General features: G+C 70.9%; 26 protein-coding genes. 3 read left to right on the forward strand and 23 right to left on the reverse strand.

Annotation, left to right across the window (positions count from 1 at the left end):
• Positions 1–480 precede the first annotated feature (480 nt).
• The 3 genes from EG812_RS24530 to EG812_RS24540 form a co-directional block, all read right to left on the reverse strand.
• Positions 481–1,884 carry a hypothetical protein gene (locus tag EG812_RS24530; protein ID WP_126712891.1) on the reverse strand — a complete coding sequence of 468 codons (1,404 nt, stop codon included), beginning with the start codon at positions 1,882–1,884 and terminating at the stop codon, positions 481–483.
• A complete protein-coding gene (locus tag EG812_RS24535; protein ID WP_013733897.1) occupies positions 1,881–2,408 on the reverse strand; it encodes a SigE family RNA polymerase sigma factor in 528 nt (175 codons plus the stop codon). The genes EG812_RS24530 and EG812_RS24535 overlap by 4 nt, the downstream gene beginning before the upstream one ends.
• Before the next feature lie 98 nt (positions 2,409–2,506).
• Entirely contained in the window at positions 2,507–2,908 is a 402-nt protein-coding gene (locus EG812_RS24540) for an SRPBCC family protein (protein ID WP_013733896.1), read from the reverse strand.
• Between the two features lie 199 nt (positions 2,909–3,107).
• Between EG812_RS24540 and EG812_RS24545 the strand changes: the two genes are divergently transcribed.
• Positions 3,108–3,860 carry a FadR/GntR family transcriptional regulator gene (locus EG812_RS24545; protein ID WP_043720925.1) on the forward strand — a complete coding sequence of 251 codons (753 nt, stop codon included), beginning with the start codon at positions 3,108–3,110 and terminating at the stop codon, positions 3,858–3,860.
• A gap of 7 nt (positions 3,861–3,867) precedes the next feature.
• Here EG812_RS24545 and EG812_RS24550 read toward each other — a convergent pair whose 3' ends face one another.
• The 16 genes from EG812_RS24550 to EG812_RS24625 all read right to left on the reverse strand — a co-directional run bounded on the left by EG812_RS24550 (position 3,868) and on the right by EG812_RS24625 (position 21,450).
• Positions 3,868–5,079: an LLM class flavin-dependent oxidoreductase gene (locus tag EG812_RS24550; protein WP_126712892.1), complete on the reverse strand. Its 1,212-nt coding sequence runs from the start codon at positions 5,077–5,079 to the stop codon at positions 3,868–3,870.
• A complete protein-coding gene (locus EG812_RS24555) occupies positions 5,076–5,822 on the reverse strand; it encodes an alpha/beta fold hydrolase (protein WP_126712893.1) in 747 nt (248 codons plus the stop codon). The genes EG812_RS24550 and EG812_RS24555 overlap by 4 nt, the downstream gene beginning before the upstream one ends.
• Positions 5,819–6,664: an alpha/beta fold hydrolase gene (locus tag EG812_RS24560; protein WP_126712894.1), complete on the reverse strand. Its 846-nt coding sequence runs from the start codon at positions 6,662–6,664 to the stop codon at positions 5,819–5,821. The genes EG812_RS24555 and EG812_RS24560 overlap by 4 nt, the downstream gene beginning before the upstream one ends.
• Positions 6,665–6,685: 21 nt before the next feature.
• On the reverse strand, positions 6,686–7,201 hold the full coding sequence (locus EG812_RS24565; RefSeq protein ID WP_126712895.1) for a flavin reductase family protein: 516 nt from the start codon (positions 7,199–7,201) through the stop codon (positions 6,686–6,688).
• Positions 7,198–8,094, reverse strand: coding sequence for an FAD:protein FMN transferase (locus EG812_RS24570; protein ID WP_158632534.1), 897 nt, complete (start codon positions 8,092–8,094; stop codon positions 7,198–7,200). The genes EG812_RS24565 and EG812_RS24570 overlap by 4 nt, the downstream gene beginning before the upstream one ends.
• 80 nt (positions 8,095–8,174) lie before the next feature.
• On the reverse strand, positions 8,175–9,050 hold the full coding sequence (locus EG812_RS24575; protein ID WP_126712897.1) for an HpcH/HpaI aldolase/citrate lyase family protein: 876 nt from the start codon (positions 9,048–9,050) through the stop codon (positions 8,175–8,177).
• A complete protein-coding gene (locus EG812_RS24580) occupies positions 9,047–10,513 on the reverse strand; it encodes a dihydroorotase (RefSeq protein ID WP_126712898.1) in 1,467 nt (488 codons plus the stop codon). Before EG812_RS24580 ends, EG812_RS24575 begins: the two co-directional genes overlap by 4 nt.
• Before the next feature lie 37 nt (positions 10,514–10,550).
• Positions 10,551–11,975 carry an MmgE/PrpD family protein gene (locus EG812_RS24585; protein WP_126712899.1) on the reverse strand — a complete coding sequence of 475 codons (1,425 nt, stop codon included), beginning with the start codon at positions 11,973–11,975 and terminating at the stop codon, positions 10,551–10,553.
• Positions 11,968–12,834 (reverse strand): cyclase family protein, encoded by an 867-nt coding sequence (locus EG812_RS24590; protein WP_013733886.1) that lies wholly within the window; start codon positions 12,832–12,834, stop codon positions 11,968–11,970. The genes EG812_RS24585 and EG812_RS24590 overlap by 8 nt, the downstream gene beginning before the upstream one ends.
• A 30-nt stretch (positions 12,835–12,864) precedes the next feature.
• A complete protein-coding gene (locus EG812_RS24595) occupies positions 12,865–14,064 on the reverse strand; it encodes a CaiB/BaiF CoA transferase family protein (RefSeq protein ID WP_013733885.1) in 1,200 nt (399 codons plus the stop codon).
• Between the two features lie 96 nt (positions 14,065–14,160).
• Complete coding sequence (locus EG812_RS24600) at positions 14,161–15,417, reverse strand: MFS transporter (protein WP_158632535.1); 1,257 nt, start codon at positions 15,415–15,417, stop codon at positions 14,161–14,163.
• On the reverse strand, positions 15,404–16,828 hold the full coding sequence (locus EG812_RS24605) for an aldehyde dehydrogenase family protein (RefSeq protein ID WP_126712901.1): 1,425 nt from the start codon (positions 16,826–16,828) through the stop codon (positions 15,404–15,406). The genes EG812_RS24600 and EG812_RS24605 overlap by 14 nt, the downstream gene beginning before the upstream one ends.
• Positions 16,821–18,560: a thiamine pyrophosphate-dependent enzyme gene (locus tag EG812_RS24610; RefSeq protein ID WP_126712902.1), complete on the reverse strand. Its 1,740-nt coding sequence runs from the start codon at positions 18,558–18,560 to the stop codon at positions 16,821–16,823. Before EG812_RS24610 ends, EG812_RS24605 begins: the two co-directional genes overlap by 8 nt.
• Positions 18,557–19,630 (reverse strand): ABC transporter substrate-binding protein, encoded by a 1,074-nt coding sequence (locus EG812_RS24615; RefSeq protein ID WP_126712903.1) that lies wholly within the window; start codon positions 19,628–19,630, stop codon positions 18,557–18,559. Before EG812_RS24615 ends, EG812_RS24610 begins: the two co-directional genes overlap by 4 nt.
• Before the next feature lie 131 nt (positions 19,631–19,761).
• Positions 19,762–20,634, reverse strand: a complete 873-nt coding sequence (locus tag EG812_RS24620) for an ABC transporter permease (protein ID WP_126712904.1) — start codon at positions 20,632–20,634, stop codon at positions 19,762–19,764.
• A gap of 21 nt (positions 20,635–20,655) precedes the next feature.
• A complete protein-coding gene (locus EG812_RS24625) occupies positions 20,656–21,450 on the reverse strand; it encodes an ABC transporter ATP-binding protein (protein ID WP_013733879.1) in 795 nt (264 codons plus the stop codon).
• Positions 21,451–21,623: 173 nt separating this feature from the next.
• On the opposite strand from EG812_RS24625, the gene EG812_RS24630 reads away from it, so the two are divergent.
• Complete coding sequence (locus EG812_RS24630; RefSeq protein ID WP_013733878.1) at positions 21,624–22,244, forward strand: cysteine hydrolase family protein; 621 nt, start codon at positions 21,624–21,626, stop codon at positions 22,242–22,244.
• Here the strand turns inward: EG812_RS24630 and EG812_RS24635 are convergent.
• The 4 genes from EG812_RS24635 to EG812_RS24650 all read right to left on the reverse strand — a co-directional run bounded on the left by EG812_RS24635 (position 22,175) and on the right by EG812_RS24650 (position 26,048).
• Entirely contained in the window at positions 22,175–23,086 is a 912-nt protein-coding gene (locus tag EG812_RS24635) for an IclR family transcriptional regulator (protein ID WP_233579619.1), read from the reverse strand. The genes EG812_RS24630 and EG812_RS24635 overlap by 70 nt on opposite strands.
• A 92-nt stretch (positions 23,087–23,178) precedes the next feature.
• Positions 23,179–24,378: an FAD-dependent oxidoreductase gene (locus tag EG812_RS24640; protein WP_043720907.1), complete on the reverse strand. Its 1,200-nt coding sequence runs from the start codon at positions 24,376–24,378 to the stop codon at positions 23,179–23,181.
• A gap of 2 nt (positions 24,379–24,380) precedes the next feature.
• The gene (locus tag EG812_RS24645) at positions 24,381–25,160 is read right to left on the reverse strand and encodes an aspartate racemase/maleate isomerase family protein (protein ID WP_126712906.1); all 780 of its coding nucleotides are present in this window, start codon (positions 25,158–25,160) and stop codon (positions 24,381–24,383) included.
• A gap of 156 nt (positions 25,161–25,316) precedes the next feature.
• Positions 25,317–26,048 (reverse strand): SDR family oxidoreductase, encoded by a 732-nt coding sequence (locus EG812_RS24650; protein WP_126712907.1) that lies wholly within the window; start codon positions 26,046–26,048, stop codon positions 25,317–25,319.
• 226 nt (positions 26,049–26,274) lie between these two features.
• Here EG812_RS24650 and EG812_RS24655 point away from each other — a divergent pair, with 226 nt between their 5' ends.
• Entirely contained in the window at positions 26,275–26,973 is a 699-nt protein-coding gene (locus EG812_RS24655) for a hypothetical protein (RefSeq protein ID WP_126712908.1), read from the forward strand.
• Positions 26,974–26,987 lie beyond the last annotated feature (14 nt).

Here is a 26,987-nt window from a genome sequence, read left to right on the forward strand (position 1 = left end):
GTCAGACCACGCATACCGCGCATCAGCCATGTCCTTCCGGCGGCCGCAGAGGGCGGACGGCGGGGGCTCGCACCGTTTCGCCGAAACGGCGGGGTCCGGCTCGATGGGATACAGCCACTTCGCCGAAACGGTGTCGATCATCGCGCGCGGTATGTGCGGGGTGTAGGTCCGGCCGGGGCGGCACCGAGGCCGCTTGCCCGCGGAGGAGCCCTCTTCTCGCTCAACTTTACATAATGTCAATTATCGAATCTCGGTCTGGCGCTCCGGTGGGTGCTCCCGCTGCGCAGGATCCGCGAAGAAGGGCCTCATTGTCACCTCGACGCCTGCTGTTCCGGTGAGCCGCGTTCCACAGGCGCGGGCACGGCAGTCGAACACGCCCGCCGGTGCCAAGCGTCGTGACGGCCGTGCCCGTCGGCGTACGCGGGTCGATCCCTGGTGGGTCCGGCCCCTTCCCCGGACCCACCAGGGGTTGTTCAGGTGCTAACCGGTGACTCGGGTGTTCCGGGAGGTGCCGGGTAGGCCGCCGGTGTTGGCGTCGAAGCCCGGGACGGGTGTGCTGATGAAAGGGGTCCCGTCGGCGGTGCTGGCGGTGACGGTCGCGGGCATGTTCGGCGGGATGGTGGTGCTGCCGAAGCCGGATGGGTCCAGGACGACCGGGGTCCGGGTGCCGTCCCGGGCGGTGATGGTTGCGGTGACTGCTTGCGGCGGCGCCACCAGCATGACGCGGTCCGTCCGGGTGTCCCCACCCTCGGCGCGCATCCGCCATGCGATGGGGCGTTGCTCGGCGCCGTCTGCGGGCAGCAGCAGCCGTAGGTCGGTTCGCCAGCTGGTGATGTCGCCGTGGACGGCGTAGGCGATGACTCCGCCGTCCGTGGGTTGAATGGTGAACAGTGTGGCGGGTTTGTCGTTGACGGTGCCGCACCAGCGCACGCGGATGGTGACGTCCTGGGCCGACAGTCGGCTGTCTCGCAGCGCGTGATCGATGAACCGTGCGAGGACGTCTCGGTCTATGACGGATCCTCGGGTGTCGCGGACGGCGGCAGTGAGCATCTCGTCGGTCGGCTCCTGCCGGTCGGTGTCCGACCCGCTCCACAAGCCGTACACGGGGCCTTCGTAGATGAGAGTGTCGCCGTTGGTGACCCGGGCGGTGAGTGCGGGCCCACCGACCATATCGGTGGGTGGCAGCGAGGTGACACCGATGCCCGTACCGACAGATGAGGAGAGCTGGTGGCTTTCGACGACGCCCGTTGAGGAATAGCCGGAGAACCCGTTGATCGTCACAGTGGAACCCGCGGGGCCGATGACCACTGCGGCGCCCCCGTTCGTCGGGTCGCTTTCCATCCAGATCGCCACCGGGGTGTCGGCGGGTTCGTTGCCGCCCTTTCGCATCTGTTCCGGTTCGGCTCCGGGTGGGCCGCTGAACCAGACAAGCGTTGCGTCGGTGAGCAGGCCCAGGCGCAGCGGGACGAGGAGCAGCGCGATTCGGCGACCGGGTATGTCGTCGGCGTACACGATCCGGATGTCGTCGCGGTCGGTGACCCGCCACCACCCTCCCGGTTCTTGTAGGTCGGCAACCTGCCTGAGCAGGCCGTCCGTCCAGTTGTGGTCGGCGGCGAGGTCGCCCCGTGCGGGTCCGTCCGTGAGCGGTGACGGCGACGAGGCGACGGCGATGCCGGGCACCCAACCGGGCAGGGGAATCAGGTTGGTCTGAATGGCGACGGCGGCGGCCAGGAAAGCGGCGATCGCACCGGTACGGACCCGACGTGCGCGGCGGTGACCTGCCTCCCGCCGGGTGAATCGGGGCCAGGGATCCGCCGTCACTGCCAGGGTGTCAGCCTCGGTGCGGAGGGCTTCCCGGAGTTCCGTTTCCATGTTCCTGGTCATGCTGGGTCCTCCTGGAGGCTGGTCTCGGTGATCGTGGGCGGCGGCTCCAGGTCGGCTCGTAGCCGGGCCAGTCCTCGTGACGCCTGGCTCTTGACCGTTCCCGGTGAGCAGTCGAGCAGTCGGGCGATGTCAGCCTCGCTGAGATCCTCGAAGTACCGCAGGACGAGCACGGCGCGCATTCGTGGCGGGAGGCGGCGCAGCGCCCCCAGCAACTGATGCCGGTTTTCCGCGTGCTGGTAGGCGTCGGGGGTGGCGATGGTGTCGGCGTCGAGTAGCGGTACCTCGACTGTTCGGCGGCGCCGTCGCCACGACACCGCGGTGTTGATCATTGCCCGGCGGACGTATGCCCCGGGCGCGTCCTTGCGCAGGATCCGACCCCATTGCCGGTGGGTCTTCTCCAGCGCCGACTGCACCAGGTCTTCGGCGACGCCCCGGTCACCGGTGAGCAGGTATGCCGTTCGGGTCAACGGCCCCCACTGCTGCGACACGAACTCGCGGAATTGTTCCTCGTCGTCATCCGGCATGACGTGCCCATGTCGTCCACCGTTTTCCTGTTCGCATGGAAGGTAGACGCTTCTTGCCGGAGGCAGGTTGAGCGGTGGCGGCGAATTGCTGAGCCGAGTTATGGGTGGTGGCCGTTGACTGCCGCGAGCAGTTCGCTGAACATGACCGCGTACGTGTCGCTGAGGTGTGCGGCCAGCGAGTGCGGCAGGATGTCGGTGGTCCACAGCAGTGTTGCCGTGCCGTTGTCGTCGGTGAGCACCCGCATTTCGGCCTGGTGGTGCTCTGCGCCGGGGAAACCGGGTATCGCGTAGACGGCCCGTCTCCGTTGCGGATCGACGGTCACGTTTCGTTCCCAGAGTTCGGTGCCGTCGATCAGGGTGACCACCCGGTGGTCGTCCTGCTGGCGTTCGCCGACGCAGGCGGAGAAGATGTGGACCTCGGCGCGGGTGTAGCGGTCGAGGAAGTCCCATGCCACGTCTGCCGGCACCGTCAGCGTCGCTTCGTGGTGAATGGTGCCCATGCGCGTCCCACCTGTTCTGTCGGTTACGCCGTCACTCTGGCAGTTGTGGTGCGGGACAGGCAACGATGTCGATGGGTGCAGCTGTTCCACCACTCCCCTCGCCTGTCGGCTTTGAGCGGTGTGAGCTGGTCGGTGTTTTCGTCGGGTGCGGTGGGAGCGGTGGACGGGTGCAAGATCGTGGGACCCGTAGACTCGGGTCATGTCCGAGACCCCGCCGACTCCGCGGTTTCGTCAGCGTGCGGCGAAGATGGGCGAGCTGGTGGCCCGGCAGATTCTGGAGGACATCGTCGAGCAGGGGCTCTCCCCCGGTGCGGCGTTGCCGACCGAGGCGCAGATGTTGCAGGCGTACGGGGTCAGTCGTGGCACGTTGCGGGAGGCGCTGCGGATTCTGGAGCACAACGGTCTGTTGCGGGTGCGGCCGGGTCGTGGTGGTGGTCCGATCGTCGGGGCGGTGGATCCGCACACGTTCGGTCGGACGATGGCGTTGTTCATGCAGATGGGCCGGACCCGCTTCGGTGAGCTGGTCGAGGCGCGGGTGATCATGGAGCCGTTGATGGCGCGGCTGGCCGCGGAGCGTCGTGATGCGGCGCGGTTGCGGGAGTTGGCCGAGTCGATGCGGGAGCACAGCACGTTGGAGGAGCGTGACGAGGCCAGTTATCTGGCGGTCATGCAGCGGTTCCATGGTGTGGTGGCGGGGTTGTCGGGCAACGGGGTGCTGGATCTGTTCGGTCGGGCGTTGAAGGAGATCTACACCGAGCGGGTGGTGGCGGCGGAGCGTCGTCCGGAGCGGTGGGAGGATGTGCGGCGCGAGCATCAGGCGGTGGCCGCGGCGATCGCCGACGGGGATGGGGCGGAGGCGGAGCGGCTGATGCGGGCGCACATGCTGGCCCTGGCCGACCACCTCGAGCGTGACTATGCGGGGTTGCACGACGAGGTGGTCGGCTGGTGGTGAGGTCGGGTCAGGACAGGGCGCTGGAGAGTACGGGTCGTACCGGTGTCTGGTCGTGGTCGACGCGCCAGGTGGTGTCCTGGTCGCGCCAGTCGGTGCCGATGGTGGAGACCTCGGGCATGACCTCGCGGGCGAACAGGGTGAGGTGGTCGCGTACCTCGTTGCTTGTCATGTCGCCGGCGTGGTTCATCAGGATGAGGTGTCCGGCGCCGGTCTCTTTGTAGAGTCGGTGGATTTGTGCGGTGACCTGGTCGGGGGTGCCGACGAGGAGGATGCCGGCGTCGATGAGGTCTTCGTAGCTCATGCGGCGGACGGCGCCGAGGCGGCCGCGGAGGGCGGCGACTGCGGCGGCGGGTGGGAAGTAGCCGGGTGGGCTGGCGGCGCCGAGGCGCAGTTTGCCGGGCTTGAGGTAGTACATGAGTTTGCGGCCGATCTCGCGGGCCTTGGCTTCGGTGGGGGCGACGTGGCACAGGGCCATGTAGGCGAAGCGGTCGGGGCCGGGTTCGGGTTGGCCGTCGGCGACGGCGGTGCGGCGGTAGAGCCGGAACGAGGTTGCGGTGTCCTCGTAGGTGCCGAGCAGGTTGCACAGGGTGTAGCCGTGTCGGGCGGTCCATTCGACCAGGCGGGTGGAGGTGCCGCTGATCCAGATCGGCGGGTGTGGTTGCTGGTAGGGGCGGGGCCAGACGCTGACGTACCGGTAGTGGTAGTGGCGGCCTTCCCAGGAGAAGACGTCGCCGTGGGTCCACGCCTTCTTGATGAGGTCGTGGGCTTCGATGAACATGTCCAGGTTGTGGACGGGGTTCTGGTTGGAGGGGAAGGTTTCGCCTTGGACGCCGCGCACGAAGCCGCAGTCGATGCGTCCGCCGCTGACCGAGTCGAGGTAGGCGATCTCCTCGGCGACGCGGATGGGGCTTTCCCGGTGCGGTAGTGGGGTGCCCAGGACCAGGACGCGGCCGCGTCGGGTGCGGTGCAGTACGGAGGCGGCGCTGAGGGTGGCGGACACCTGCAGGGTGGAGGCGGACTGGTGGTGTTCGTTGACCATGAGGTCGAAGCCGAGTTCGTCGGCGAGTTCGTACTCGTCGAGGTAGCGCTGGTAGAGCTGGTGGCCGATTTTGGGGTCGTAGTACTGGTTGGGCATGAAGTACTTGAGTCCCCGGTTCGCCTCTTCCGCCTCGGGTGGCACGTTGGGGTAGGGCATTTCGGTGAAGTGGTAGAGCCTCACGGGGTCTCTCCGTTCAGGAAGGACCGGACGATCCGGTGGAACTCGTCGGGACGTTCCAGGTACGGGTAGTGGCCGGCGTCGGGGATTTCGACGTAGTGGGCTGCGGGCAGCAGGTCGGCCAGGGCGGCGCTGTGTCGGGGTGGTACGAGTCGGTTGTGGCTGCCGGCGAGGACCAGGGTGGGCATGGTGGCCAGGTGCAGCCAGCGGCGGAGGCGTGGGTCGTGCAGGAAGGGTTTCCAGGCGTAGCGGGACAGGGCGGCCCGGTCGGTGAAGGCCCGTTCGTATTCGTTGTCGGTCAGGCCGGTGGGGAATCCGGGCATCCGCAGGTCGTGGCAGGCGGTGGGGTCGGCCCAGCCGAGTTCGACGATTTCGGTGGGGTCGAGCAGGAGGATGTCGGCGAAGTCGGGTTCGGTGGGTCCGCCGAGTTTGACGCCGTACGGGGAGACGAGCAGCAGTGAGGTGAAGCGGTGGGGTGCGCGTACCGCCATCTCCAGGGCGATCCAGCCGCCGAATCCGGCGCCGGCCAGGTGTACGGGGTCGGGTGGCAGGTTGGTGAGGGTGTCGGTGAGGTGGTGTTGGGCGAGGTCGGCGACGCTGTCCCAGTCTTCGGTGGTGGTGTCGATCGGGGTGCCGAAGCCGGGGTGGCGGGGTACGACGACGGTGTGGTGGTCGGCGAGTCGGCTGAGGGCGCCGACGGGTCCGGGGAGCACGTCGGCGTCGTGCAGGAACAGCAGGGTGCTCATGGTGTGCTCCCCTGGTCGAAGAAGGTCAGCAGCAGGTCGGCGACGGCGTCGGGTTGGTCGAGGTTGGGTGCGTGGCGGGCGTCCATGCGGTGGACGTGGATGTGTGGTGACAGGTTGTCGAAGTGTTGGCCCCAGTCGGGTTCGAGCAGGTCGTCGCGGGTGGCTTCGACGACGAGTACGGGCACGGGGCTGTCGCGCAGTGGGGTGGGCCAGTCGTCGCGGACGTCTGGTTTGGTCAGGGTGGGGTGGCGTAGGCGGGGGGCCAGGCAGGCGGTGACGTGGCCGGGTTTGCGGGTGTTGGCGTAGCGCAGGGCGATGGTGTCGTCGAAGCCGGGGTAGTCGTCGGTCATGAGGGCGACCAGGCGGCGCATGTCGTCTTCGGTGCCGTCGAAGCGGCCGAGTTCGGTGATGCCTTTGCTGGTGCGCCAGGGGCCGCCGGTGCCGCAGATGCTGACCGCGGACAGGGCGGGTAGTTCGGGGGTGGGGGTGGCGAGGGCGCGCAGCAGCAGGGAGCCGCCGAAGGACTGGCCGGCGAAGTGTGCGGCGTCGATGTCGAGGGCGGCGCAGAAGGCGGCGAGGTGGGCGGTGCGGAAGGCGTACGGTGAGCGGTCGAGGTAGACGACCTTGTCGGTGTCGCCGTAGCCGAGCAGGTCGGGTGCGAGGACCCGGTAGTGCTGGGCGAGCAGGGGCATGACGGTCGACCAGCTGCCGATGGCGTCGCCGCCGAAGGCGCCGTCGTGGATGAGCACGACGGTGCCTCTCGGTTGTCCGGGTGGGGTGCTTTCCCAGTAGCGGGTGGTGAATCCGCTGGCGTTGACGGTGTACGGGCGTGGTGGGGCCATCGTTGCGCTCTCCGGGTGCGGTCAGTGGGGGGTGGGTTGGAAGCTGCCGTAGCGGCCGCCGAGGTAGAGCAGGGGCGGGGCGTCGGTCTGTGCGCGGGTGTGCAGGACTTCGCCGCACAGGATGACGTGGTCTCCGCCGGGGTGGACGGTGGTGGTGCGGCATTCGAGGACGGCGGTGGTGCCGGTGGCGAGGGTGGGCACGGTGGTGTGTCCGGCGATCACGGCGGCGGCGAGTTCGTCGAGGTGGCGGCCGCGGGCGGCGAAGGCCTGGGCCCAGGTGGCGCGGTCGGCGGCGAGGTAGTTGATGCTGAATCGGCCGGCTTGTTCGGCCAGTGCGGCGAGGCCGGTTTTCTGGTCGATGCCGACCATGGCCATGGGGGGTTCGCCGGACAGTGAGGTGGCGGAGGTGCAGGTGAGGCCGGTGACGCCGGCGGGGCCGCCGGGCACGAGGATGATCGCCACCGGTGCGGGTACCTGCCGGAAGGCGGCCCGGAAGCGGGCGGTTTCGACGAGGCGGTCTGAGCCGGTGTGGGTCATCGGGGTGCTCCGGTCTGGTTGAGCCAGAGGTGGTGCACGTCGGCTCGGTGGGTGAGGTGGTCGGCGGCTGCCTGGCCGCCGATGACGGCTGCGGAGGCGACCCAGTCGGCGGTGGCGCCGGTGGCGGCGTGCACGGTGGCCTGGGTGATTTCGGAGGTGGCGGGACGTCCGGTGCGGGGGTCGATCAGGTGGTGGGCGTCGGTGCCCCAGCGGCGTTTGCCGGTGCCGCTGGTGGCGACGCCGCCGTCGCGCACGTGCAGGGTTTCGCCGTGGGGTAGTTCGACGGGCCAGCCGTCGCCGTCGGGGCCGGGTCCGCGGCAGGCCACGTCTCCCCCGATGCTGGCGGCGCTGTTGGGGCCGAGCCAGGTGACGATGTCGTCGGCCCAGGCGCCTTTGGCGAGGGCGCCGATGTCGACGCTGTGGCCGGGGGCCAGGCGGGCGGTGTGGCCGCGTAGTTCCAGGATGTCGGCCAGGGGTGCCACGGGGGTGGGTGCGACCGGTGTCGGGGTGGGTCGGGGGGTTCCGGTGGCCCAGGATCGGCGGTAGCCGGCGGCGAGGAGTTGGGGCAGTACGGCGATGTTGACCAGGCCGGTGCTGGCGCTGGCGACGGTGAGGGCGTGCCGCAGCATGGCGTGCAGTGGGTCGGAGACGGGGTGCCAGTGCCCGGCGGCGGCGTTGAGTGTGCTCAGTTCGCTGTCGGGGCGGAAGCGGGAGAAGCGGCGGTCCAGGGCGTGGAGTCGTCGTTGGACCTCGGTGAACGGGGTGACCGGTGGTCCGTAGCTGGCCAGGGTCACCTGGCAGGTGAACATCTGGCTGGTGTGCTGGTGCACGGTGGGTCGCTGTCGGGCGGGTGCGAGGTTCATGCCGTCTCCCTTCACCACCAGGTTTAACATGCTAAACATGATGATGTTTTAGCGGCAAGGGTCTGACCGTACCCGGTTCACCCGCCCGACAAGCCGACTGGCCTGGGCCTTCAGCCGCCCGTGACGGCCCGGCCCAGCACCTCCCGGGCGCTACGGGCGACCGCCGCGTCGATCATCCGACCGTCGGCGGAGAGCGCCACCCCGGCACCGTCGCGTTCCGCGGCGGTCAACCGGTCGACGATGTCCCGGGCCGCGGCGACCTCCTCGGCCGTCGGCGAGAACACCCGGTTGATTACGGGCACCTGGGCGGGATGGATCGCGGTGCGACTGCGGTAACCCTGCCGCAGCAGCAACCGGCTGGTGGCCTCCAGCCGCTCCGGGTCCCGCAGGGCCGTCTCCGTCGGGCCCACCGGCGGGGCGATCCGGGCCACCGCGCAGGCCAGCACGACCCGGGAGCGCAGCGGCCACAGTTCCATCTTGTCCGGGCCGGGTTGCAGGCACAGTTCGGCCGCCAGGTCGGCCTCGCCGAGGCCGAGGCGTACCACCCGGGGGGCGGCGGCCACGGCCTCGGCGCGCAGGACACCTTCTGCCGTCTCCAGCAGGGCGAACACCGCCAGGCGGCCGGCCGGCAGGCCGTGCTGTCGTTCGGCGTCGCCGAGCAGCCGGTGCACCTCGGTCACCGACTCGACGTCGGCCTTCGGCACGACCACACCGGTCAGGTGCGGCCCGGCCACCGCGGCGATGTCGGCGGCCGGGGTGTCGGCGTTGAGGCGTACCCACCACTGGGGGCCGGTGGCCGGGTCGGTGAGGAACGTGCCGAGCGTGCTGCGGGCGGCGGCCTTGCTGGTCGGCGCGACCGCGTCTTCGAGGTCGAGGATGCAGGCGTCGGCCCCCCGGGCCGCGGCCCGCGCCAACTTGTCCGGCTGGTCCGCCGGCACGTACAGGTAGCTGCGGGCCGCGGCCGGGGTGGGTCCGAGGGCGGTCACGGTCGGGTCGGCCGGGCCAGGTAGCGGCCGCGGGGCTGGCCGACCACGGTGCCGGCGCGCAGGATCTGCTCACCGCGCAGGAAGGTGTCGGTGACCTTCGCGGTCAACTCCATGCCCTCGAACGGGGTGTACTCCTGGGTCGACAGCGACTCTTCGGCCCGCACCGTCCAGGTGTGGTTCGGGTCGACGAGGCAGAAGTCGGCGTCCAGCCCCTCGGCGATGGCGCCCTTGGTGGCCAGCCCGAAACGCCGCGCGGGCGCCCACGAGGTCAGCTCGGCGACCCGACCGTAGGACAGGCCCCGCTTGACGCCTTCGCTGATCAGGCCGGGCAGCAGGTACTCGGCGCCACCGAAGCCGGACTTGGCGACGAAGATGTCGTCCTTCGGCTCACCGAACTTGACCTCGGCGCGGCAGCAGGCGTGGTCGCTGACCACCCAGTCGATCGTGCCGTCGAGCATGTGACCCCACAGGGCCTCCACGTCCTCGCGGGGCCGAAGCGGCGGGTTGACCTTGCCGCCGAGGCCGTAGGCGGTGTCGATGTCGGCCAGCAGGTGACCGATGGTCACCTCGCGGCGGAAGTCGACGTGCGGGAACGCCTGCGCCATCCGCAGCGCCGCGTCGACCGCCTTGGCGGAGGTCAGGTGCAGCAGGTTGATGGTGGGCAGGCCGGTCTCGTGGGCCAGGTAGGCGGCGATGGTGACCGCCAGACCCTCGGAGTGCGGCGGCCGGGAGGCGCTGTAGGCGGCGAGCCCCTTGAGGCTGCCGTCCTCCTCGACCAGCCGGGTGTACGCCCGCATGATCTCCGCGGTCTCGCAGTGCAGGGACAGCGAGATCTCGTCGGCCAGCTCCGGGAACTGTTCCCGGGCGGCCTGCACGCCACGCATGACGAACTCGAAGTGGGCGTAGTCGTACCGGGCGTCCGGCGGGATCATCAGGAAGGAACTCTGGTCGGCCGAGCGGCCGTGCAGCCCGTGGCCACCGTAGAACATGAAGATCTTGAACGAGGTGACGCCGTGGTCGCGGATCAGCTCGGGGATCTCGTCGATGTGCTCGGTGGTCATCGGGGCCACGTGGAAGGCGAAGTCGACGTAGGACTTCTGGTCGGTGGCGCGGTGCACCTCGGGGAAGAACTCGCGGTACGGTCCGCCGCGGTTGAGGTAGTACTGCCCGGTACGGATGTAGTTGAGCGCGGAGGTGACACCGCCCTGCGCGCAGGCGCGGCTCTCGGTGGCGGCGTCCTCGGCCAGCGGGTGGTAGATGCCCCAGTGCTGGTGGGCGTCGACGACGCCGGGGAAGGCGAGCTTGCCGCCGGCGTCCACGACGGACTTCGCGCCGGTGACGTCGAGGTGGGGCGCGAGAGCGGCGATCCGGCCGTCGCGGACACCGATGTCCAGCGCCGCCGGCTCGGCCTGGTCGTGCCGCACCACTCGGACGTTTGTCACTACGAGATCGAAGGGTTCCACGATGTGCTCCTGAGGTTGGCGGGCCGCGAGGCCGGTGTCAGTCGACGTCGGTGCGGAGGTGGGTCAGGGGGCGCAGCAGGTCGTTGACGTCGCTGACGTCGGCGAGGCCGAGCACGGTGGACACCACCTGGTCGGCGGTCTCCGGGGCGATGCGCCCGGCGACGTTGTCCCGGAACTTCATCGCCAGTTCGGCGTCGGACAGCGGTCGTTGCGGGCCGCCACGGTTGGCCAGGACCTCCTCGCGCCAGGTACGGCCGTCGTCGGTGCGTACGGTCACGATGGCCGGGAACTGGTACGGGAAGATCTTGTTGCACTCGTCGTCGGGGACCACGTCGACGTGGGCCATCAGCGCCCGGCGCTGCGGGTCACGGGCCAGCTCGTCGGTGAAATCACCCAGCCCGAGGCCCAGTCCCCCACCACCGAGCAGCCCGGCGACGATCGCGTACGGCCCGCTGAACTGCGCCTGGTAGCCGGTGTCGGGGGCCCGCTTGGTGGCGATCGGTTCCCCGATGGTGCGGATCACCGCGGCGGGTACCCGCAGCTCGATGTGAGTGATCCGGTCCACCGGCACACCCTGGGCGCGCAGCGCCAGACCGGCGTCGATGGCCGCGTGGGTGAAGTGGTTGGCCGGGTACGGCTTGAAGAAGATGTCCGGCACCGCCCACCGTTCACCGAGCCCGTCGGTGATCTGCTCGTAGTCGGCTTCGCCGCGCAGGAAGGCGGTGTAGAAACCGAACCGGCCCTCCAGCACGGTCGGTGGCCCGGTGAAGCCGCGGCGGACCAGGTCGGCGGCGGTGACGGCGCTGTGCGCGGCCCAGCCGCAGTGCAGCCGCTTGACCGTGCCGCCGGTGCGGTTGGCCTCGATCAGCCCGGCGGCCATCGAGGCGGTCACCCCGAGCACGTCGGTGAGCTGGTTCTCGTCGAGTCCGAGCAGCATGCCGGCGGCGACGGCGCCGCCCATCGCCCCGCAGATGGAGGTGGCGTGCTGGCCGTGTTCGAAGAACACCGAGTTGTTGAGGACCGGGTCGAAACCGGCCATGCCGAGCCGTACGGTCGTCTCGATGCCGACCGCGACGGCGTTGGTCAGGGCGGTGCCGTCGGCGCCGGCGGCCTGCGCGGCGGCCAGCGCCGCGGGGACCACCGCGGCGCTGGGGTGCAGCACCGAGGGCAGGTGGGTGTCGTCGTAGTCCAACGAGTGGGCGAGCACGCCGTTGCCGAACGCGGCCTGCGCGGCGGGCACCGCATCGGGGAGGCCGACGACGTGTGCCTGGCCGCGTCCACCCTGGTCGGCGACGTAGTCCAGGGCGGCGCGGCTGGTGGGCAGCCGGTGCGCGGCCACGCACAGCCCGAGGATGTCCAGGACGCGTTGGCGCACACTGGCGGCGAGCCGGTCGGGCAGAGCGATGGCGCCCGTGCCGGCGGCGAAGGCGGCGAGGTGCTGGGCGAGGGTCTGCTCAGCCATTGGCGATCACCGCCAGCGGGCGCACCGGCGAGCCGGTGGCGCCGAAGATGGCCAGCGGCGAGAGCACGAACAAAAACTCGTGGACGGCGTCGGCGGCCAGTTCCTCCAGCGCCATCGTCTCGATGATGTAGACCCCGCGTTCGACGAGCAGCACGCGGTGCGCGGGGAGGACGCTGTGCCCGGCGCCCGGGCGCAGGCATTCGAAGGCGATGGTGTCGGCGCCGACGGCGTGTGCGCCGGCGTCGGCGAGCCAGGTGGCGCCGGCCGCACCGACACCCGGCACGCCGCTGGCGTGACCGACGTAGCGGGTGCGGTCCTCGTGGTCGAACAGGCGTCCCCAGCCGCTGCGGATCAGCACCACGTCACCGGGGCGGATCGGGGTGCCCTGCCGTTGCGCCGCGGCCGACAGGTCCTGCGGGGTGATCTCGTAGCCGGGCGGGCAGCCGTCGGGCTGGCCCAGGGCGGCCGGGACGTCGAGCAGCACACCCCGGCGGACCATCGGGGCGATGGTGTGCGCGCCGAGTTCGGCGAAGCGTCCACCGCGGCCGGCGACGGCGGCGTCGGAGCCGTCGACCAGCCGGCCGTCCTGGGAGACGTGGGCGAAGGCGTCGATGTGGGTGCCGACGTGGGTGCCCATGGTGATGATGTCGTTGGCGGCGGACCCGCCGTCGGCGCGCACGTTGTCGCCGTGCCGGCGGGGCAGGGCGTGCCAGAACGGCGGGTGGTTCGGCGACTGCGGCATACCGATGGTCAGACGGCGGCCCAGGTCGTAGGTCCGCACTCCGGCGCCGACGGCGGCCAGGAGCGCCTGCGTCCCGGTCACCGGGCTGGTTGCGGCGGTGGTGCTCGTTGTGGTCACGACAATCCTTACCTTGTGTGGTGGCGGCCGTCAGGCCACGATCTCCCGGGCGCGCAGCTCGGCGACGGTCTCGGGGGTGCAGCCGAGTTCGTTGACGAGGAGGTCGTCGGTGTCGGCCCCGAGGGGTCGACCGGTGAAGCGGATCCGGCCCGGGTTCTCCGACATGCGCCACATCACGTTGTGCATCAGGACCTCGCCGAGGTCGGCGTCGGGCACCTTGACCACCATCTCGGCGGCCTGGACGTGTTCGTCGGTGACGATGTCGCGGGCGGTGTAGACGGGTGCGACGGCCGCGCCGGCCTCTTCGAAGGCGCGCATGACCTCGTCGCGGGTGCGTTCGGCGATCCATCCGCCCACGTAGTCGTCGAGCAGGTCGGCGTGCGCGGCGCGCTCGCGTCCGGAGGCGAACCACGGTTCGTCGATGACCTCGGGGTGTCCGACGAGCCGCAGCACCCGTTCGGCGATGGTCTGGGCGCTTGTGGACACCGCGACCCAGTCGCCGTCCTTGGTGCGGTAGGTGTTGCGGGGGGCGTTGTTGGTGGACCGGTTGCCGTGCCGGTGGCCGATGACACCGAGCTGGTCGTAGACGGTGGGGCCGGGGCCGACCGCCGTCATGATCGGTTCGAGGAGGCTGAGGTCGACGACCTGGCCCTTGCCGCCGTTGCGGGTGCGGGCCCACAGCGCCACCATGGTGGCCGAGGAGGCGGCGATGCCGCAGATGCTGTCGGCCAGGCCGAACGCCGGCAGGGTGGGTGGGCCGTCGGCCTCGCCGGTCAGGTGGGCGAAGCCGCTCATCGCCTCGGCGAGGGTGCCGAAACCGGGCCGGTGCGCGTAGGGGCCCTTCTGGCCGAAGCCGGAGATGCGCACGACGACCAGGCCGGGGTTGAGCTCCTGGAGCTGTTGCGGGCTGATCCCCCACCGTTCCAGAGTGCCCGGGCGGAAGTTCTCGACCAGCACGTCGGCGGTGGCGGCGAGGCGACGCAGCAGGTCGGCGCCTTCCGGAGTGGACAGCTTCAGGCCGATCGTCCGCTTGTTGCGGGAGATCTCCTTCCACCACAGCGGAATGCCGTCCTTGGCGTGGCCGTGGCCGCGCATGCTGTCCCCCGCGACGGGGTGTTCGACCTTGATGACGTCGGCACCGAAGTCGCCGAGGATCTGGCAGCACAGCGGGCCGGCCAGGATCGTCGAGGCGTCGATGACGCGGAGTCCGGTCAGCGGTCCGTCGTGCACTGGGCCTCCCCTATCCATTTCGTTCGCTTCAAGCGAACGGCGTTTCGCTCAGCAGAATAGTCCGGGATCAGGTGTGGGGTCAACGCAGACAACCCCTCACCTCGACTGATGCCGGGTCAGCCGAGGCCGCAGCACCACCGCCGCCGCGATCGCCGCCGCCGCCGCGACGAACGCCCCGGTACGGGCCGAGAAGGTGTCCCCCAGCCAGCCGTGCAGCATCGCCGCCCCCGGCCGGATGCCGAGGAAGCACATCGACCACAGGGCCATCACCCGGCCACGTACCTCGTCGGCCAGGCCGTGCTGCATGGTGGCGTTGACATCGCTGACGGCCAGCAGGTAGCCGGCTCCGCCGAGGGCGATGCCGACCGTGGCCATCACCGGGCCGGGACTGACCGCCAGCAGCACCATCCCGGCGCCCAGGGCGAACACCCCCACCGCCCCGGTGCGGCCACTGCCCATCGTGCGGCGCAGCCGCCCCACCCAGCCGGCGATCAACGCCGAACCGATGCCGAAGAAGGTGATGAAGACACCGACCAGCAGTTCACCGCCGCCGAACCCCTCGGCGAACAGGGGCGACAAGGTGTTGATCGGCTCCATCGCCAACCCGATCAGCGCCACCGCCACCAGGCAACGCAGCAGTTCGGGACGGCCACGCACATAGGTCAGACCGCCGAGGACCCCCAACCGGCCCCGCGGGCGGGTACCCGCGGCGGGCCGGGGCAGCCGTACGCGACTCAACGCCGCGGCGAACACCAGGAAGCTGGCGGCGTTGACGGCGAACGCCGTACCGGCCCCGGCCAGCGCATAGGTGGCCGCACCGGCGACCGGGCCGATGGCCCGGGACAGGTTGAAGGTCAACGAGTGCAGGGCGATCGCCTGGGGGACGTCGGCACGGCCGACGATGTTGGGCACCAGCGCCTGCGCGGCCGGACCGGTGACCGCCTGACCCACCCCGGACAGTCCGACGAAGGTGAGCAGCAGCCACGGATTCAACGCGTCCAGGAACGCCAGCACCGCGAGCACGGCGGCGGCGGTGCCGCCCAACGTCTGCCCCACGATGATCAGCAGCCGCCGGTCGACCCGGTCGGCCACCGCCCCGATCACCGGGGCGAGGACCAACTGCATGGCGAACTGCAGGGCGGTGACCAGACCCACCATGAACGCCGAACGGGTCAGCGCGAAGATGGTCAGGATCGCCGCGACGTTCTGGAACCACGTACCGGTGTTGGACGCCAGCGACCCGAAGAAGTACGGGCCGAAGCGGCGGTCCCGCAGCAACGCGAGACCGCCACGTCCCTCTTCATCGGCTGGCCTGTCGGCCGGCGGATCGGCCGGGCGATCAGCCTGCCGCACCCGCGCCTCCCATGCCGTACCCCTGGGGGATGCCACCGGCCAGGGAGGTCCACACCGACTTGGGGCGCAGGTAGAGCCGGGCCGCCTCGGTGCCGTTCTCCCGGCCGTAGCCGGACAGCCCGACACCACCGAACGGCACCAGGTCCGACAGCACCCGGTACGTGTTGATCCACACCGTGCCGGCGCGTACCTGCCCGGCGAAGCGGTGCGCCCGGGCGATGTCGGCGGTCCAGACACCGGCGGCGAGACCGAACTGGGTGTCGTCGGCCAGCCGCAGCGCCTCGGCGTCGTCGCGGAACGACGACACCGCCAGCACCGGCCCGAAGACCTCCTCGCGCAACACGCGAGCGCCCTCGTCGAGCCGGTCGAACACCGTCGGCGGCACGTAGAAGCCGTCCCGCAGCCGCTCGTCGTCGGGCAGCGCGGCCTGCGCGACCAGCCGGCCGGCGCTGCGGGTCTCGGCGATGAACGCCACCGTCTTGTCCCGCTGCGCCGCGGTGATCTGCGGGCCGAGGTCGGTCCGCTCGTCGAACGGGTCACCCACCTGCAACGTGCGTACCCGCGCGGCCACCCGGTCGAGGACCTCGTCGTAGATGGACTCGTGCAGCACCAGCCGCGAACCGGCGATGCACATCTGACCGCAGGAGGCGAAGACCCCCAGCACCACGGCGTCGACCGCCCGGTCCAGGTCGGCGTCGGGGAAGACGACCTGCGGCGACTTGCCGCCCAACTCCAACGCGATCGGGGTCAGGTTGGCCGCCGCCGCGCGGGCGATGGCCTTGCCGGTGTCGTGGTGCCCGGTGAACACGATCAGGTCGACGCCCGGATGCGACACCAGTGCCGCGCCGGTCTCCCGGCCGCCCGGCAGCACCTGCACCAGCCCTTGCGGAATGCCCGCCTCGGCCAGCAGCTCGCCCAACCGCAGGGCGGTCAACGGTGTCTCCTCGGCCGGCTTGAGCAGGCAGGCGTTGCCGAAGGCGAGCGCCGGGGCGATCTTCTTGGCGGCGAAGAAGAACGGCACGTTCCACGGGATGACCCCGGCGACCACGCCGTGCGGCTCCGGCACCGTGTACGTGTGGTACTCGGGCCCGACCGGGATGGTCTCCCCGCGTACCTGCTCCGCCCAGCCCGCGTAGTAGCGGAAGCTGCCGGCCGCCCGGCGTACCTCACGGCGGGTGTCGCTGAGGATCTTGCCGGTGTTGCGGGTCTCGGTCTCGGCCAGGTCCTCGACCTGGGCCTCGATGAGGTCGGCGATCGCGTGCAGGACCCGCGCCCGCTCGCTGCCGGTACGCCGCGCCCAGGCCGGCTGGGCGGCGCGGGCCGCCCGGACGGCGGCGTCCACGTCGGCCGGCGCGGTGGGTGCGACGCGGGCCAGGACCTGCGCGTCGATGGGCGAGACGACATCAACCATCGGTGTTCCCTTCATCGGCCGGGGTGCGCGCCCGGCGTCCCGGGTCCATCGACCCGGTGAGGTGTTCGGGCACCCAGACGTCCAGCACGGCCGGCACCCGGTCCCGCTCGACGGCGGTGCGGGCCCGGTCCAGGGCGGCGGCCAGGTCGGCCGCGGCGACCACCCGTTCGCCGTAGCAGCCCTGGGATCGGGCGTGGGCAGCGAAGTCCGGCGACGGGGTGAGGTGGCCGCCGAGCACTGTGGGTTCGGTGACCGCCAGGCCGCCCGGGTAGTGCGCGGCAAGCGTGGTGGTGCCGGTGCGGTAGCCGCCGTTGTTGACCACCACGGTGACCACCGGGGCGTCGCACTGCTGCTGCAACCACAGACACGAGTCGGGCGAACCGAACAGGTACGAGCCGTCCCCGGTCACCGCCACCGCGTGCGCGCCACCGGCGGCGATGCTGGCGCCGGTGGCCGCCGCCACGGACCAGCCGAGGCTGGACCCGCCCTTCTCGAACAGGGTGCCCGGCTTCGTCCGGCTGACCGTGGTGGTGTCGAACACCTCCCAGGTCAGCAGGTCGTCGGGGCGCAGGTGCCGGTCCAGCGCCGCGGCGATCAGCGCCGGAGTGGGTACGCCGCTCGCCGGCGCCCCGCCGTCGGTGCTGCGCCGCGCCCGGCCGGCGGCCGGCGGGTGTTGCCGGCGTCGCCGGATGCTGTCGGCGTCACCCGGCCCGGCCGAGCCCACCTCGGCGAGCACCGCGGCCAGGAAGGCCGCCGGATCGGCGGTGGTACGGGCGTCGGCGCGCAGTTCGTACAGCGGCACCCGGCTCTCGATCGGGTCGGGTCCCACCCAGCCGATCCAGGCGTCGTCGCGCGGCCGTTCCACGGCCGGCATCCACGGCACCGGGTGGTCCAGCACGACGATGACGTCGAACTGGTCCAGCGCATCGGTGGTGTGCCACGGGTTGTCGTCCGGCAGGTTCATCCGGTAGCGGGAGGCGCGCACCTGCACACCGAGGGTGTCGGCCAGTTCGGCCAGCAACGCGACGGCCTGCGGGTTCACGCCGACCCGGTCGGTGACGACGACCGGCCGTCGGGCGGTGGTCAACCGGCGGGCCACCTCGCTGACCACGTCGGGGTCGCCGGGGCCGAGCCGTGGAATGCCGAGCATCTGCGCGCTGGGAGTCGGGCCGTCGGCCGGCACCGGGTACCGGCCCACTTCCTCGGGCATCGCCAGGTAGACGGGGCCGGGTCGGGGGGCGAGCGCGACCTGCAGGCCGCGCGCCACGACCAGGCCGGCGTCGTCGAGGGCGGACAGCTTGTAGTCCCACTTGACGTACTGCCGCACGATCGAGCCCTGGTCCCAGCGCTGCTGCTTCCAGAACACCGGTGAGGTGCGTGCCTCGGCGCGGGTGGGCGGATAACCCGACATGATCATGATGGGGTGGTCGCCCCACATGGCGTTGTGGATGGCGCCGCCGTGGTGCAGCAGACCGAGGTCGGCGTGGGCCGCGGTCATGGCGGGCCGTCCGGTGACCATGGTTTCGCCCATCGCGGCGGTGAGCGCCACGTGCTCGTGCGGGCAGGTGATGAGTTCCGGGGTCGGCCGGCCGTGGTGGCGGGCCTGCGCGTGGGCTTCCTGGAACGACGTCAGCTCGGAGCCGCTGTTGAACCACAGCCGCTGCACGCCGCTGGCCGCCGCCGCTGCCAGCACCGCCGCCGCGGCGCTGGCAGCGGCCGGGCCGCTGGTCACAGGTTCCTCGCGCGATCGAGGTAGTCCTTGTAGATCAGCTTCTCGATCGGGGCCGCGGACTTGACCAGGCCGGCCTTGATCAGGCTCTCCTGGCCGGACAGCCAGGTCTGCTCGTTCATCTGCAGGACCTTGTCCGGGCCGGCGGCCAGCCAGCTCTCCACCAGCAGCGGCAGCTCGGCGCGGGCCTGGGCCGGGTTGGCCTCCGGGTTGTACTTGCGCAGGTCTTCGATGACCTGGTCCCAGTTCTCTTCCTTGCTGGCGTACTCGATGGCCTTGAGCACACCGGCGAGGAACTTCACCGGCATCTCGCTGTCCGACTCGATCATCTTGAGGCTGGTGTTGTACGAGTCCGACGGCATCGGGGCGAACTCGTCGGTGCTGAAGAAGACGACCTCGCCGATGTCCTTCTGGATGGTGGCGCGGTCGGTGTTGACGCAGATCCAGGCGTCGACCTCGCCCTTGCGGGCCAGCTCGTACGCGGCGGTGCCGACACCGGTGACCGGACGCTTCACCGTCTTCGGGTCGACCCCGGCGTTGATCAGCATGACGTCGAGCAGGTTCTCGGTGGCACCGCCGGTGGAGACGATGCCGCAGGTGCGCCCGGCCAGCTGGGCCGGGTTGCGGATCGCCTTGTCGGGCATGGAGACGACCTCGAACTGCGACTTCTGCCGCAGGCTGGCGATGCTGACCAGCGGGGCCTGCTCGTTGGCCACCGCGATGACCGCGTTGATGCCGTTGGCTCGGGTCAGGTCGGCCGAGCCACCGAGCACCGCCTGGATGGCGGTGGCGGTGCCCTGGCCACCCTTGATCTCCATGTCCAGGCCGTACTCGGCGAAGTAGCCGCGCTCCTTGGCGACCATGGTCTCCACGTAGCTCAGCGTCAGGCTGGACGCGGCCATGTACGTGCCGGAGATGCTGCCGTCGGCGTTTACCTTGTTGTCGTCGCTGCCGCAGCCGCTGAGCAGCAGGGTCATGCCGCCGGCGCTGGGCAGCAGCAGCCCTGCGGTGGCGCCGAGCCGGAGGAACGAGCGCCGCGAGACCGGCGCGCCGATGGAACGGTCATTTTTCACGAGAAGCTCCCGGTGCCGAGGAAGTTGCTGGATGGGGGTGAAGGGGGATGAAGGCAAGGAGAGGTCCGCCCGCGCCGCGTCGCGGCGCCGACCGTGGATCTGCGTGGGGGTTGAGAGGGGGGTGCGGCCCGTCAGGGCGTGCGTCGCGGCTGCACCGACTCGTGCCAGGGAATCAGCAGGCGTCGGGCGCCGGTGACGATGCTGTAGAGGGTGAAGCCGAACAGTGCCATGATCAGGATCGCGCCGAACAGTTTGTCGACCTGGAGGCCGTTCTGCAGGTTGACCGCGTACCGGCCGAGGCCCTTGTCGCCGCCGAGGTACTCACCGACGATCGCGCCGATGGTGGCCTGCACGACCGCCAGTTCCATGCCGGCCAGGATGAAGGGCATCGTGTACGGCAGGTCGGCGCGCCAGAACCGCTCCCAGCGCGACGCCTTCAACGTCGTCATCAGGTCGTGCATGGAGCCGGGCACCGAGCGGATGCCGAACGAGGTGTTGATCAGCAGCGGGAAGAAGGCCAGCAGAGCCGCCATGACCACCTTGGACGACGGGCCGAAGCCGAGCCAGAGGATGAACAGCGGCACCAGCGCGACCTTCGGCACCACCTGGGTGCCGACGATGAACGGCCGGGCGATTCGGTCGAACAGCGGCGACTTGCCGATCAGCAGGCCGAGTCCGACGCCCAGCACGATCGCCAGCGCCAGGCCCATCATGACCTCGTAGAAGGTCGTCCAGATGTGGGTCTGCCACACGAACGGGTCGGTGATCTGCTCGATGAACGAGGTGAACACCGCCTCCGGTGGCGGCAGCACGAACCGGGACAGGTCCGTGATCTCGACGTAGAGCTTCCAGGCCAGCAGGAACAACGCGATCAGCAGAGGGCTGGTGTAGAAGGACAGCCAGCGGTTGTTGCGCAGTCGCTGCGACCAGGTCGGTGGCGGGGGCCGCAGGAGCTGTCCGGAGGGCGATGTCGGCGCCGAGGGGCGCTGGTCTGTAGTGGTCACGTGCGACACCTCGAGTACGGGTCAGGCCGAGACGGCGGGGCGGGCTTCGGTGTCCTGCACCTCGCCGATCTGACGGCGCAGTTCGGCGGTGAGGTGGCGGAACTCGGCGGACTCGGTCATGTCGATGGTCCGCGGCCGGGGCAGCGTCACCTCGGTGATGGAGTGGATGTGGCCGGGCTTGGTCCCCAGCATCACGATCCGGTCGGCCAGGAACACCGCCTCGGAGACGGAGTGGGTCACGAAGACGACCGTCTTGCGGTTCTCCAGCCAGATGCGCTGCAACTCCACGTTCATCATGTCGCGGGTCTGCGCGTCCAGGGCGCCGAAGGGTTCGTCCATCAGCAACACCTGCGGGTCGTGCGCGAGCGCGCGGGCGATGGAGACGCGCTGCCGCATACCGCCGGAGAGCTGGTGCGGGAGCTTGTTCTCCGCCTCGGGCAGCCCGACGAGGGTCAGCATCTCGCGGACCTTCTCGGTGCGCTCCCGCCGACCCATGCCGGCCATTTCCAGCGGCAGGGCGACGTTGGCGCCGGTCGTGCGCCACGGCATCAGGGTCGCCTCCTGGAAGACGAAGCCCAGTGGCCGGTCGGCGCGCTCCGGTCGGTCGCCGTGGTCGAGGCGGACCCGCCCCACGGTGGGGCTCTCCAACTGACCGATGATCCGCAGCAGGGTGGTCTTGCCGCAACCGGACGGGCCGAGCAGCACGACGAATTCGCCGTCGGCGATGTCGAGCGAGACGTCGCTCAGCGCGAGCATCGACTGCCCGCCGGCGCCGGCGAAAACCTTGCTGACACCCTCCACTTTGATCGCACTCATGGCCACCCCTGTCGCCCGCCGGGCTCGCGATAATCGCGAGATTGTTCGCTTGTGCAGTACGCCGTTCTGTTGGTGCGAACGTAAGCTATGTTCGGCGGCAAGGTCAATGGTCCGCGGGGCCGGACTCGGCGCCACTGGTTCCATACCAATCCCCCGAACCGGGAGTTAACGCCATGAAACATTCGGCGCAACGCACTGCGGTGCTGGTCATCGACATGCAGAACGACTTCTGCTCCCCCGCCGGCGCGATGGCGGCCCTCGGCGCCGACGTGCAGGTCAACACCGCTGTGGCCGGTCGACTGCCGAGCTTCCTGGACCGCGCACGCCACGCCGGCTGCCTGGTCGTCTGGGTACGGCAGGCCGCCCACGAACAGCTCGTCTCACCGGCCCGACGGGCCCGCGCCGAAGCGATGGGACGCAGCCCGCTCAGCGTCTGCGCCGCAGGCTCCTGGGGCGCGGAACTCGCCGAAGGGCTGCGGCCCGAGCCGGGCGACTGCCACCTGGAGAAGACCCGCTACAGCGCCTTCGTCGGCACACCCCTGCACAACCTGCTGCGCGCGCACGGACGCGACCACGTGGTGGTGGTCGGGACGGCCGCCAACGTCTGCGTGGACTCCACCATCCGCGACGCGTACATGGCCGACCTGGCCACCACGATGCCGACCGACCTGGTCGGCTGGACCCGCGCGGACCTCGCCGAGGCGGCGATCCGCAACCTCGGGTTCTACTTCTGCGAGACGACGACCTCGGCCGAGCTGCTCTCGGACTGGTCCGTGGTGGACCGGGCCGCCTGACGCCGCGCCACACGCCTGCGGTCCCCCTGCTCCGGCTCGGCCGGGGCAGGGGTGGCGGCCGGCTGGTAGCCAAGCTCCGCGCTGACCTGACGGGCCGCATCGGCCACCAGGTCGCCGTACTCGGCAAGCAGACGCGGCGAGAAACGGTCCTGGGGCCCGCACAGCGACAGCGAACCGTAGACCTCGCCCGAGGCGAGGCGGATCGCCGCCGCCACGCTCGCGGCGCCGGCCTGCCGCTCACCCTGGCTGACCGCGTAGCCCTGCTCACGAACCTGCCGCAGGTCGGCCCAGAGTTGCTCGACCGAGGTGATGGTGGCCGCCGTGAGCGGCACCAGCTCATGGCCGGCGAGATACTCGGCCACCTCGGCGTCGGGCAGCGCCGCCAGGATCGCCTTGGACGACGACCCGGCGAGCAGCGAATGTCGGGAACCGAGCGTGACCGACATTCGGATCTCGTGCGGTGAGAGCACCTGGTCGGTGTAGACCCGTACCCAGCCCTGCCGCATCGACAGGGTCGCGGTCTCCCCGGTGGCCTCCGTCAACCGACGCATATGGCGATTGGTGACGGCCTGGACGTCGATGGCGCGCAGCGCGGCCAGACCGACCGCCAGGGCACCGGACCCCAACCGGTATCGCCGGGTGCCTTCGTCGAAGGTGACGAACTGGTTGGCCGTCAGCTCCTTGAGGATGCGGTGGGCCACCGCCTTGGGCAGATCCAGCTCACGCGCGACAGTGGACACTCCGACCATGTCCGGACTGCGTTCGGCGAGCAGGTCGATCACGGCCAACGCGCGACCGAGGCCGCTGGTCGTGTAGCGGTGACCGTCCGCTGGTTCAATCACCGGCACCGCTGATCCCCCATTCGGCCCTGATCGTGCTGACACCTGCCGCGCGCTCGCGGCGGCCCGTACGGGCCGCCGCGAGCGCCCGGAGTCTAGTGCTGGATGCCGAGCATACTGACACGACGTAGATACTCTTTGGCATCCTCGGGGTTTTCCGCGAGCGTCCGCAGGCGGATCAACCGCTCGCGGCGGCCGGCCAACTCGACCCCGTCGGCCGACGTGCGGTTCTCCGTCGTGGTCGGCTGGACGAACTGCTCGGCGATCGACCGGCGGCGCTGCGCGTACGCCGCGGTGGCCGCGTCCTGGTCGGGCTCGGCCAGGGCGGCGGCGACCGCCACCGCGTCGTGGATCCCGGAGTTCAGTCCCATTCCGCCGGTGGTGCTGCTCAGGTGGGCGGCGTCGCCGGCCAACAGCACCCGACCGATCCGGAAGGAGGCCGCCAGCCGCTGGTGGCTGCGGTACATCTGGTGCTGGCTCAGCGGCAGCTCACCGGCGTCCGGCCGATCACCCAGCAGCAGCGCGACGGCGGCCAGGAAGTCCGGGTGGGTGCCCGACGGCGGCTCGTCGTCGACCCCGGTCCCGGTCGACAGCGCCGCCCGCCAGATGTCCGGGGTCCGGATCAGCGAGAAGCGGCCGCGGGGGCCGGACCAGTAGCCGACCGCGCCGAGGTCGGGCACCGCGTCCTCGAAACGGAACGGGGTGGCCACGACCAGGCTCATCGTCGGGTACGTGAAGCCGGGGAACGGCACCTCCAGCAGCTTGCGGGCGGTGCTGTGCGCGCCGTCGGCGGCAACCACCCAGCTGCAGGTCACCGCGGTGCGGGTGCCGTCCACGGCGACGTCGAGGGTGACCTGGGTGTCGTCCTGACGCAGCCCGACCACGTCGTGTCCGAACCGGATGTCCACGTTCGGGTCCTGCGCGACCGCCTGGCGCAGCAGCCGGACCAGCTTGTACTGCTCGAACTGCAGACGGAACGGGTAACGGGTCTCGCCCTCCAGCAGTTCGTAGGGGAAGCGGGCCGTCTCGGTCAGCTCGAGGTCGCGGTAGTCCAGCCGGTGCACCCGGACCGCTTCGGCGAGCATCGGTGCGGCCAGATCCAGCTCGTCGAGCAGTTCGGTGGTCGGCGGGTGGACGGTCGAACCCCGCCACTCCGACTGCACCTCGTCCTGACCGCGTTCCAGGACGATCACCGGGATGTCGCGTCGGGCCAGGGCCAGAGCCGTCACCATGCCGACGGGTCCGCCGCCGAGGACGACGACCGGTGCTTGTACGGGGTGGCTGGGTGACGCCACGTTCACTCCTTCCCGCCGGCGATGTCGCCGACGACTCCGGTCATCGAGGTGTGCGCCACGACCGCGGCCAACTGCCGCAGCGCCGCGCTCGGCGACTCGCCCGCCAGGTCGGTCGCGCCGGCGGTCTCCAGCAACTGCCAGGCGCCGGCCAGGTTCGACGAGAGCACCGGCACGGGTGCGGTCGGCAGGACCTCGTCGAGCACGTCCAGGCTGGGCGCGCCGGTGCCGGTCAACAGCACCGCATGCCCGGGCGGGAACCCGCCGGCCTGCAGCACCTGCCGGACGGTGTCGCGCACGGTGGTCGAGGTCAGGTCGTAGATGGCGCCCGTGCCCGGCACCCGCACCGGCGCGCCGACCGTACGGCCGGTGGTGCGCCAGAACGCCGCCGCCTGCTCGGTGAGCCAGTCCGGGTACGGCGAGACCAGGGTCAGCGAGCGTACGCCGAGACGGTCGAGCAACTGCCGTACCGCGCTCGCGGCACCGAACACCGGCGAGCCGAGTCGCTGCGTCGCCGCGTCGTCGGTGCGGTGCGCGTCGGTGTGCCCCGGCCGGTAGTAGCAGCCGGTGCAGGCGACGTAGGTGGCCGCCAGGTCCAGGCCCTGCAGGGTGGCGGCGGTCTCGGGCAGCAGTTCGGCGTACCGGTCCAGCCGCTGTGCCAGCGGGCCGTCCACGACCGGCAGGCGCGCCACGTGGTGGCGCACGCGCAGCGGCAGCAGCCGGCGCAGCTCAGGCTCCACCGTCGGGTTGGCCGGTGGGACGATGATGCCCAGTGCTTTCTCCATCACCCACACCTACCAAATCGTTCGACTGAGCCGTACGCCGTTCTACGTACTGGAACGATAGGGGCTGGGGTGGGACCGGGTCAACCCATTCGTGACCGCTCCCGGACCGGACGATGACACGGCGCGACCAGGCAGGACGTGCTGAACCGGTCCGCCTCAGAGGCCGCCACCGACGCGCAGGACGGCGCCGGTGGTGTAGGAGGCGTCCGGGCTCAACAGCCAGGCGACGGCGGCGGCGACCTCGTCGGGTTCGCCGGGGCGGCCCAGCGGAATGCGGGCGGCGGCGCGGTCGGGCCGGTCCGGTTGACCGGACAGGGCGTGGATGTCGGTGCGGATGATGCCGGGGGCGACGGCGTTGACCCGGATGCCCCGGGGGGCGAGTTCCTTGGCCAGGCCGATGGTCAGGGCGTCGGTGGCGGCCTTGACGGCGGCGTAGTGCACGTACTCCCCGGGGCTGCCGAGGGTGGCGGCCACGGAGGAGATGTTGACGATGGCCGCGCCGTCGGTCATCCGGTGCGCGGCCTGCTGGGCGCAGAGCACGTAGCCGACGAGGTTGACGTCGACGACCTCCCGCAGGTCGTCGACGCGCAGGTCGGTGAAGGGGCCGATCGGGCTGGTGATGCCGGCGTTGTTGACCAGCCCGGTGACGGGGCCGAGTGCGGCGGCGGCGTCGAACAGGGCACTGACCTGGTCGGGGTCGCGGGTGTCGGCGGGGACGACGACGACGCGTACGCCGGTGGCGCGCAGCTCGGTGGCGACGGCCTCGGCCGTGGCGTGGTCGCGGCGGTAGCCGAGGGCGAGATGGTGGCCGGCGGCGGCGAGGCGGCGGGCGGTGGCGGCGCCGATGCCACGGCTGCCGCCGGTGATGACGGTGACCGGTGGTGTCATTGACCTTCTCCCCTGTCCCGACCGGTGGCGGCGACGTTACCGTGACGGTCGATGCGGTGGGCAGCGTGATGTGGCGCAGCACACGACCGGGTGCACACCGATGTCGTGGTCGGTGGGCGGGTGGGGGACGCGCGCGGCCCGGGCGTGGGGGCTGATCTTCGGGTTGTCGGCGGCGGCTGGTATCAAGGCAGGCGATTGAACACGTGTACGAGGGAGAGGTCGTGTGATGGGTGCCGCTGACCAGGGTTTGTCCGATGACGAGGTTCGTGGCATCCGGGAGGCGCTGGCCGCCGGCCGTAAGCCGAAGGTGATGTTCACGGCGGCGGCGGGTCAGATCGCCGGGCAGTTGGGTCAGGTCGTCGAGCTGACCGATCCGTCGGTGTCCGACGAGTTCGTGGTGGTGCGCTTCGGGCGCGACGAGTTGCCCTTCTCCCCCGCAGATGTGGCGATGGCGCCGCGCGGCGCCGGTCGCCGACCGGCGGAGTCGAAGGTGGAGGCTGCGCCGGCCGAGCCGGTGGCGGCGGAGCCGGAGTTCGTGTTGGACCAGGTGCCGCAGCCACGTCGGGAGGAACCGAAGGTGCGGGAGGAGTCGAAGGTGGAGGCAGCGGAGGCGAAGCCGGCCCGGCGGGCGGTGAAGGCGACGAAGCCGAAGGGCCCGGCAGGGCTGACGGTGACCTTGGCGTACGCCGAGGGCGAGTGGACGGTCGCCGCTCAGCAGGGTGCGAAGGCGCTGGCGAAGCCGTACGTGGTGAAGCCGGCGGAGGCGCTGCGGATGGTGGCGTTGGTGGACGTGCCGGGGGTGCACGAGGCGGTGGAGCAGATCCTGGCGGCGGAACGCGCCGAGGCCGAGCGGCAGGCGGAGAAGCTGCGGGCCGAGTTGGCCGAGATCGAGGCCCGGCTGGCGGAGTTGCGCGAGGCCAGCTGAGCGGAGTCGGTGAC

This window comes from Verrucosispora sp. FIM060022, assembly GCF_003977705.1.
Classification (GTDB): domain Bacteria; phylum Actinomycetota; class Actinomycetes; order Mycobacteriales; family Micromonosporaceae; genus Micromonospora; species Micromonospora gifhornensis.

Coding starts and splice junctions, on each gene's coding strand:
- EG812_RS24530 (WP_126712891.1), bottom strand. CDS start 1,884: ATGACCAGGAACATGGAAACGGAACTCCGGGAAGCCCTCCGCACCGAG.
- EG812_RS24535 (WP_013733897.1), bottom strand. CDS start 2,408: ATGCCGGATGACGACGAGGAACAATTCCGCGAGTTCGTGTCGCAGCAG.
- EG812_RS24540 (WP_013733896.1), bottom strand. CDS start 2,908: ATGGGCACCATTCACCACGAAGCGACGCTGACGGTGCCGGCAGACGTG.
- EG812_RS24545 (WP_043720925.1), top strand. CDS start 3,108: ATGTCCGAGACCCCGCCGACTCCGCGGTTTCGTCAGCGTGCGGCGAAG.
- EG812_RS24555 (WP_126712893.1), bottom strand. CDS start 5,822: ATGAGCACCCTGCTGTTCCTGCACGACGCCGACGTGCTCCCCGGACCC.
- EG812_RS24560 (WP_126712894.1), bottom strand. CDS start 6,664: ATGGCCCCACCACGCCCGTACACCGTCAACGCCAGCGGATTCACCACC.
- EG812_RS24565 (WP_126712895.1), bottom strand. CDS start 7,201: ATGACCCACACCGGCTCAGACCGCCTCGTCGAAACCGCCCGCTTCCGG.
- EG812_RS24570 (WP_158632534.1), bottom strand. CDS start 8,094: ATGTTAAACCTGGTGGTGAAGGGAGACGGCATGAACCTCGCACCCGCC.
- EG812_RS24585 (WP_126712899.1), bottom strand. CDS start 11,975: ATGGCTGAGCAGACCCTCGCCCAGCACCTCGCCGCCTTCGCCGCCGGC.
- EG812_RS24605 (WP_126712901.1), bottom strand. CDS start 16,828: ATGGTTGATGTCGTCTCGCCCATCGACGCGCAGGTCCTGGCCCGCGTC.
- EG812_RS24625 (WP_013733879.1), bottom strand. CDS start 21,450: ATGAGTGCGATCAAAGTGGAGGGTGTCAGCAAGGTTTTCGCCGGCGCC.
- EG812_RS24630 (WP_013733878.1), top strand. CDS start 21,624: ATGAAACATTCGGCGCAACGCACTGCGGTGCTGGTCATCGACATGCAG.
- EG812_RS24645 (WP_126712906.1), bottom strand. CDS start 25,160: ATGGAGAAAGCACTGGGCATCATCGTCCCACCGGCCAACCCGACGGTG.
- EG812_RS24650 (WP_126712907.1), bottom strand. CDS start 26,048: ATGACACCACCGGTCACCGTCATCACCGGCGGCAGCCGTGGCATCGGC.
- EG812_RS24655 (WP_126712908.1), top strand. CDS start 26,275: ATGGGTGCCGCTGACCAGGGTTTGTCCGATGACGAGGTTCGTGGCATC.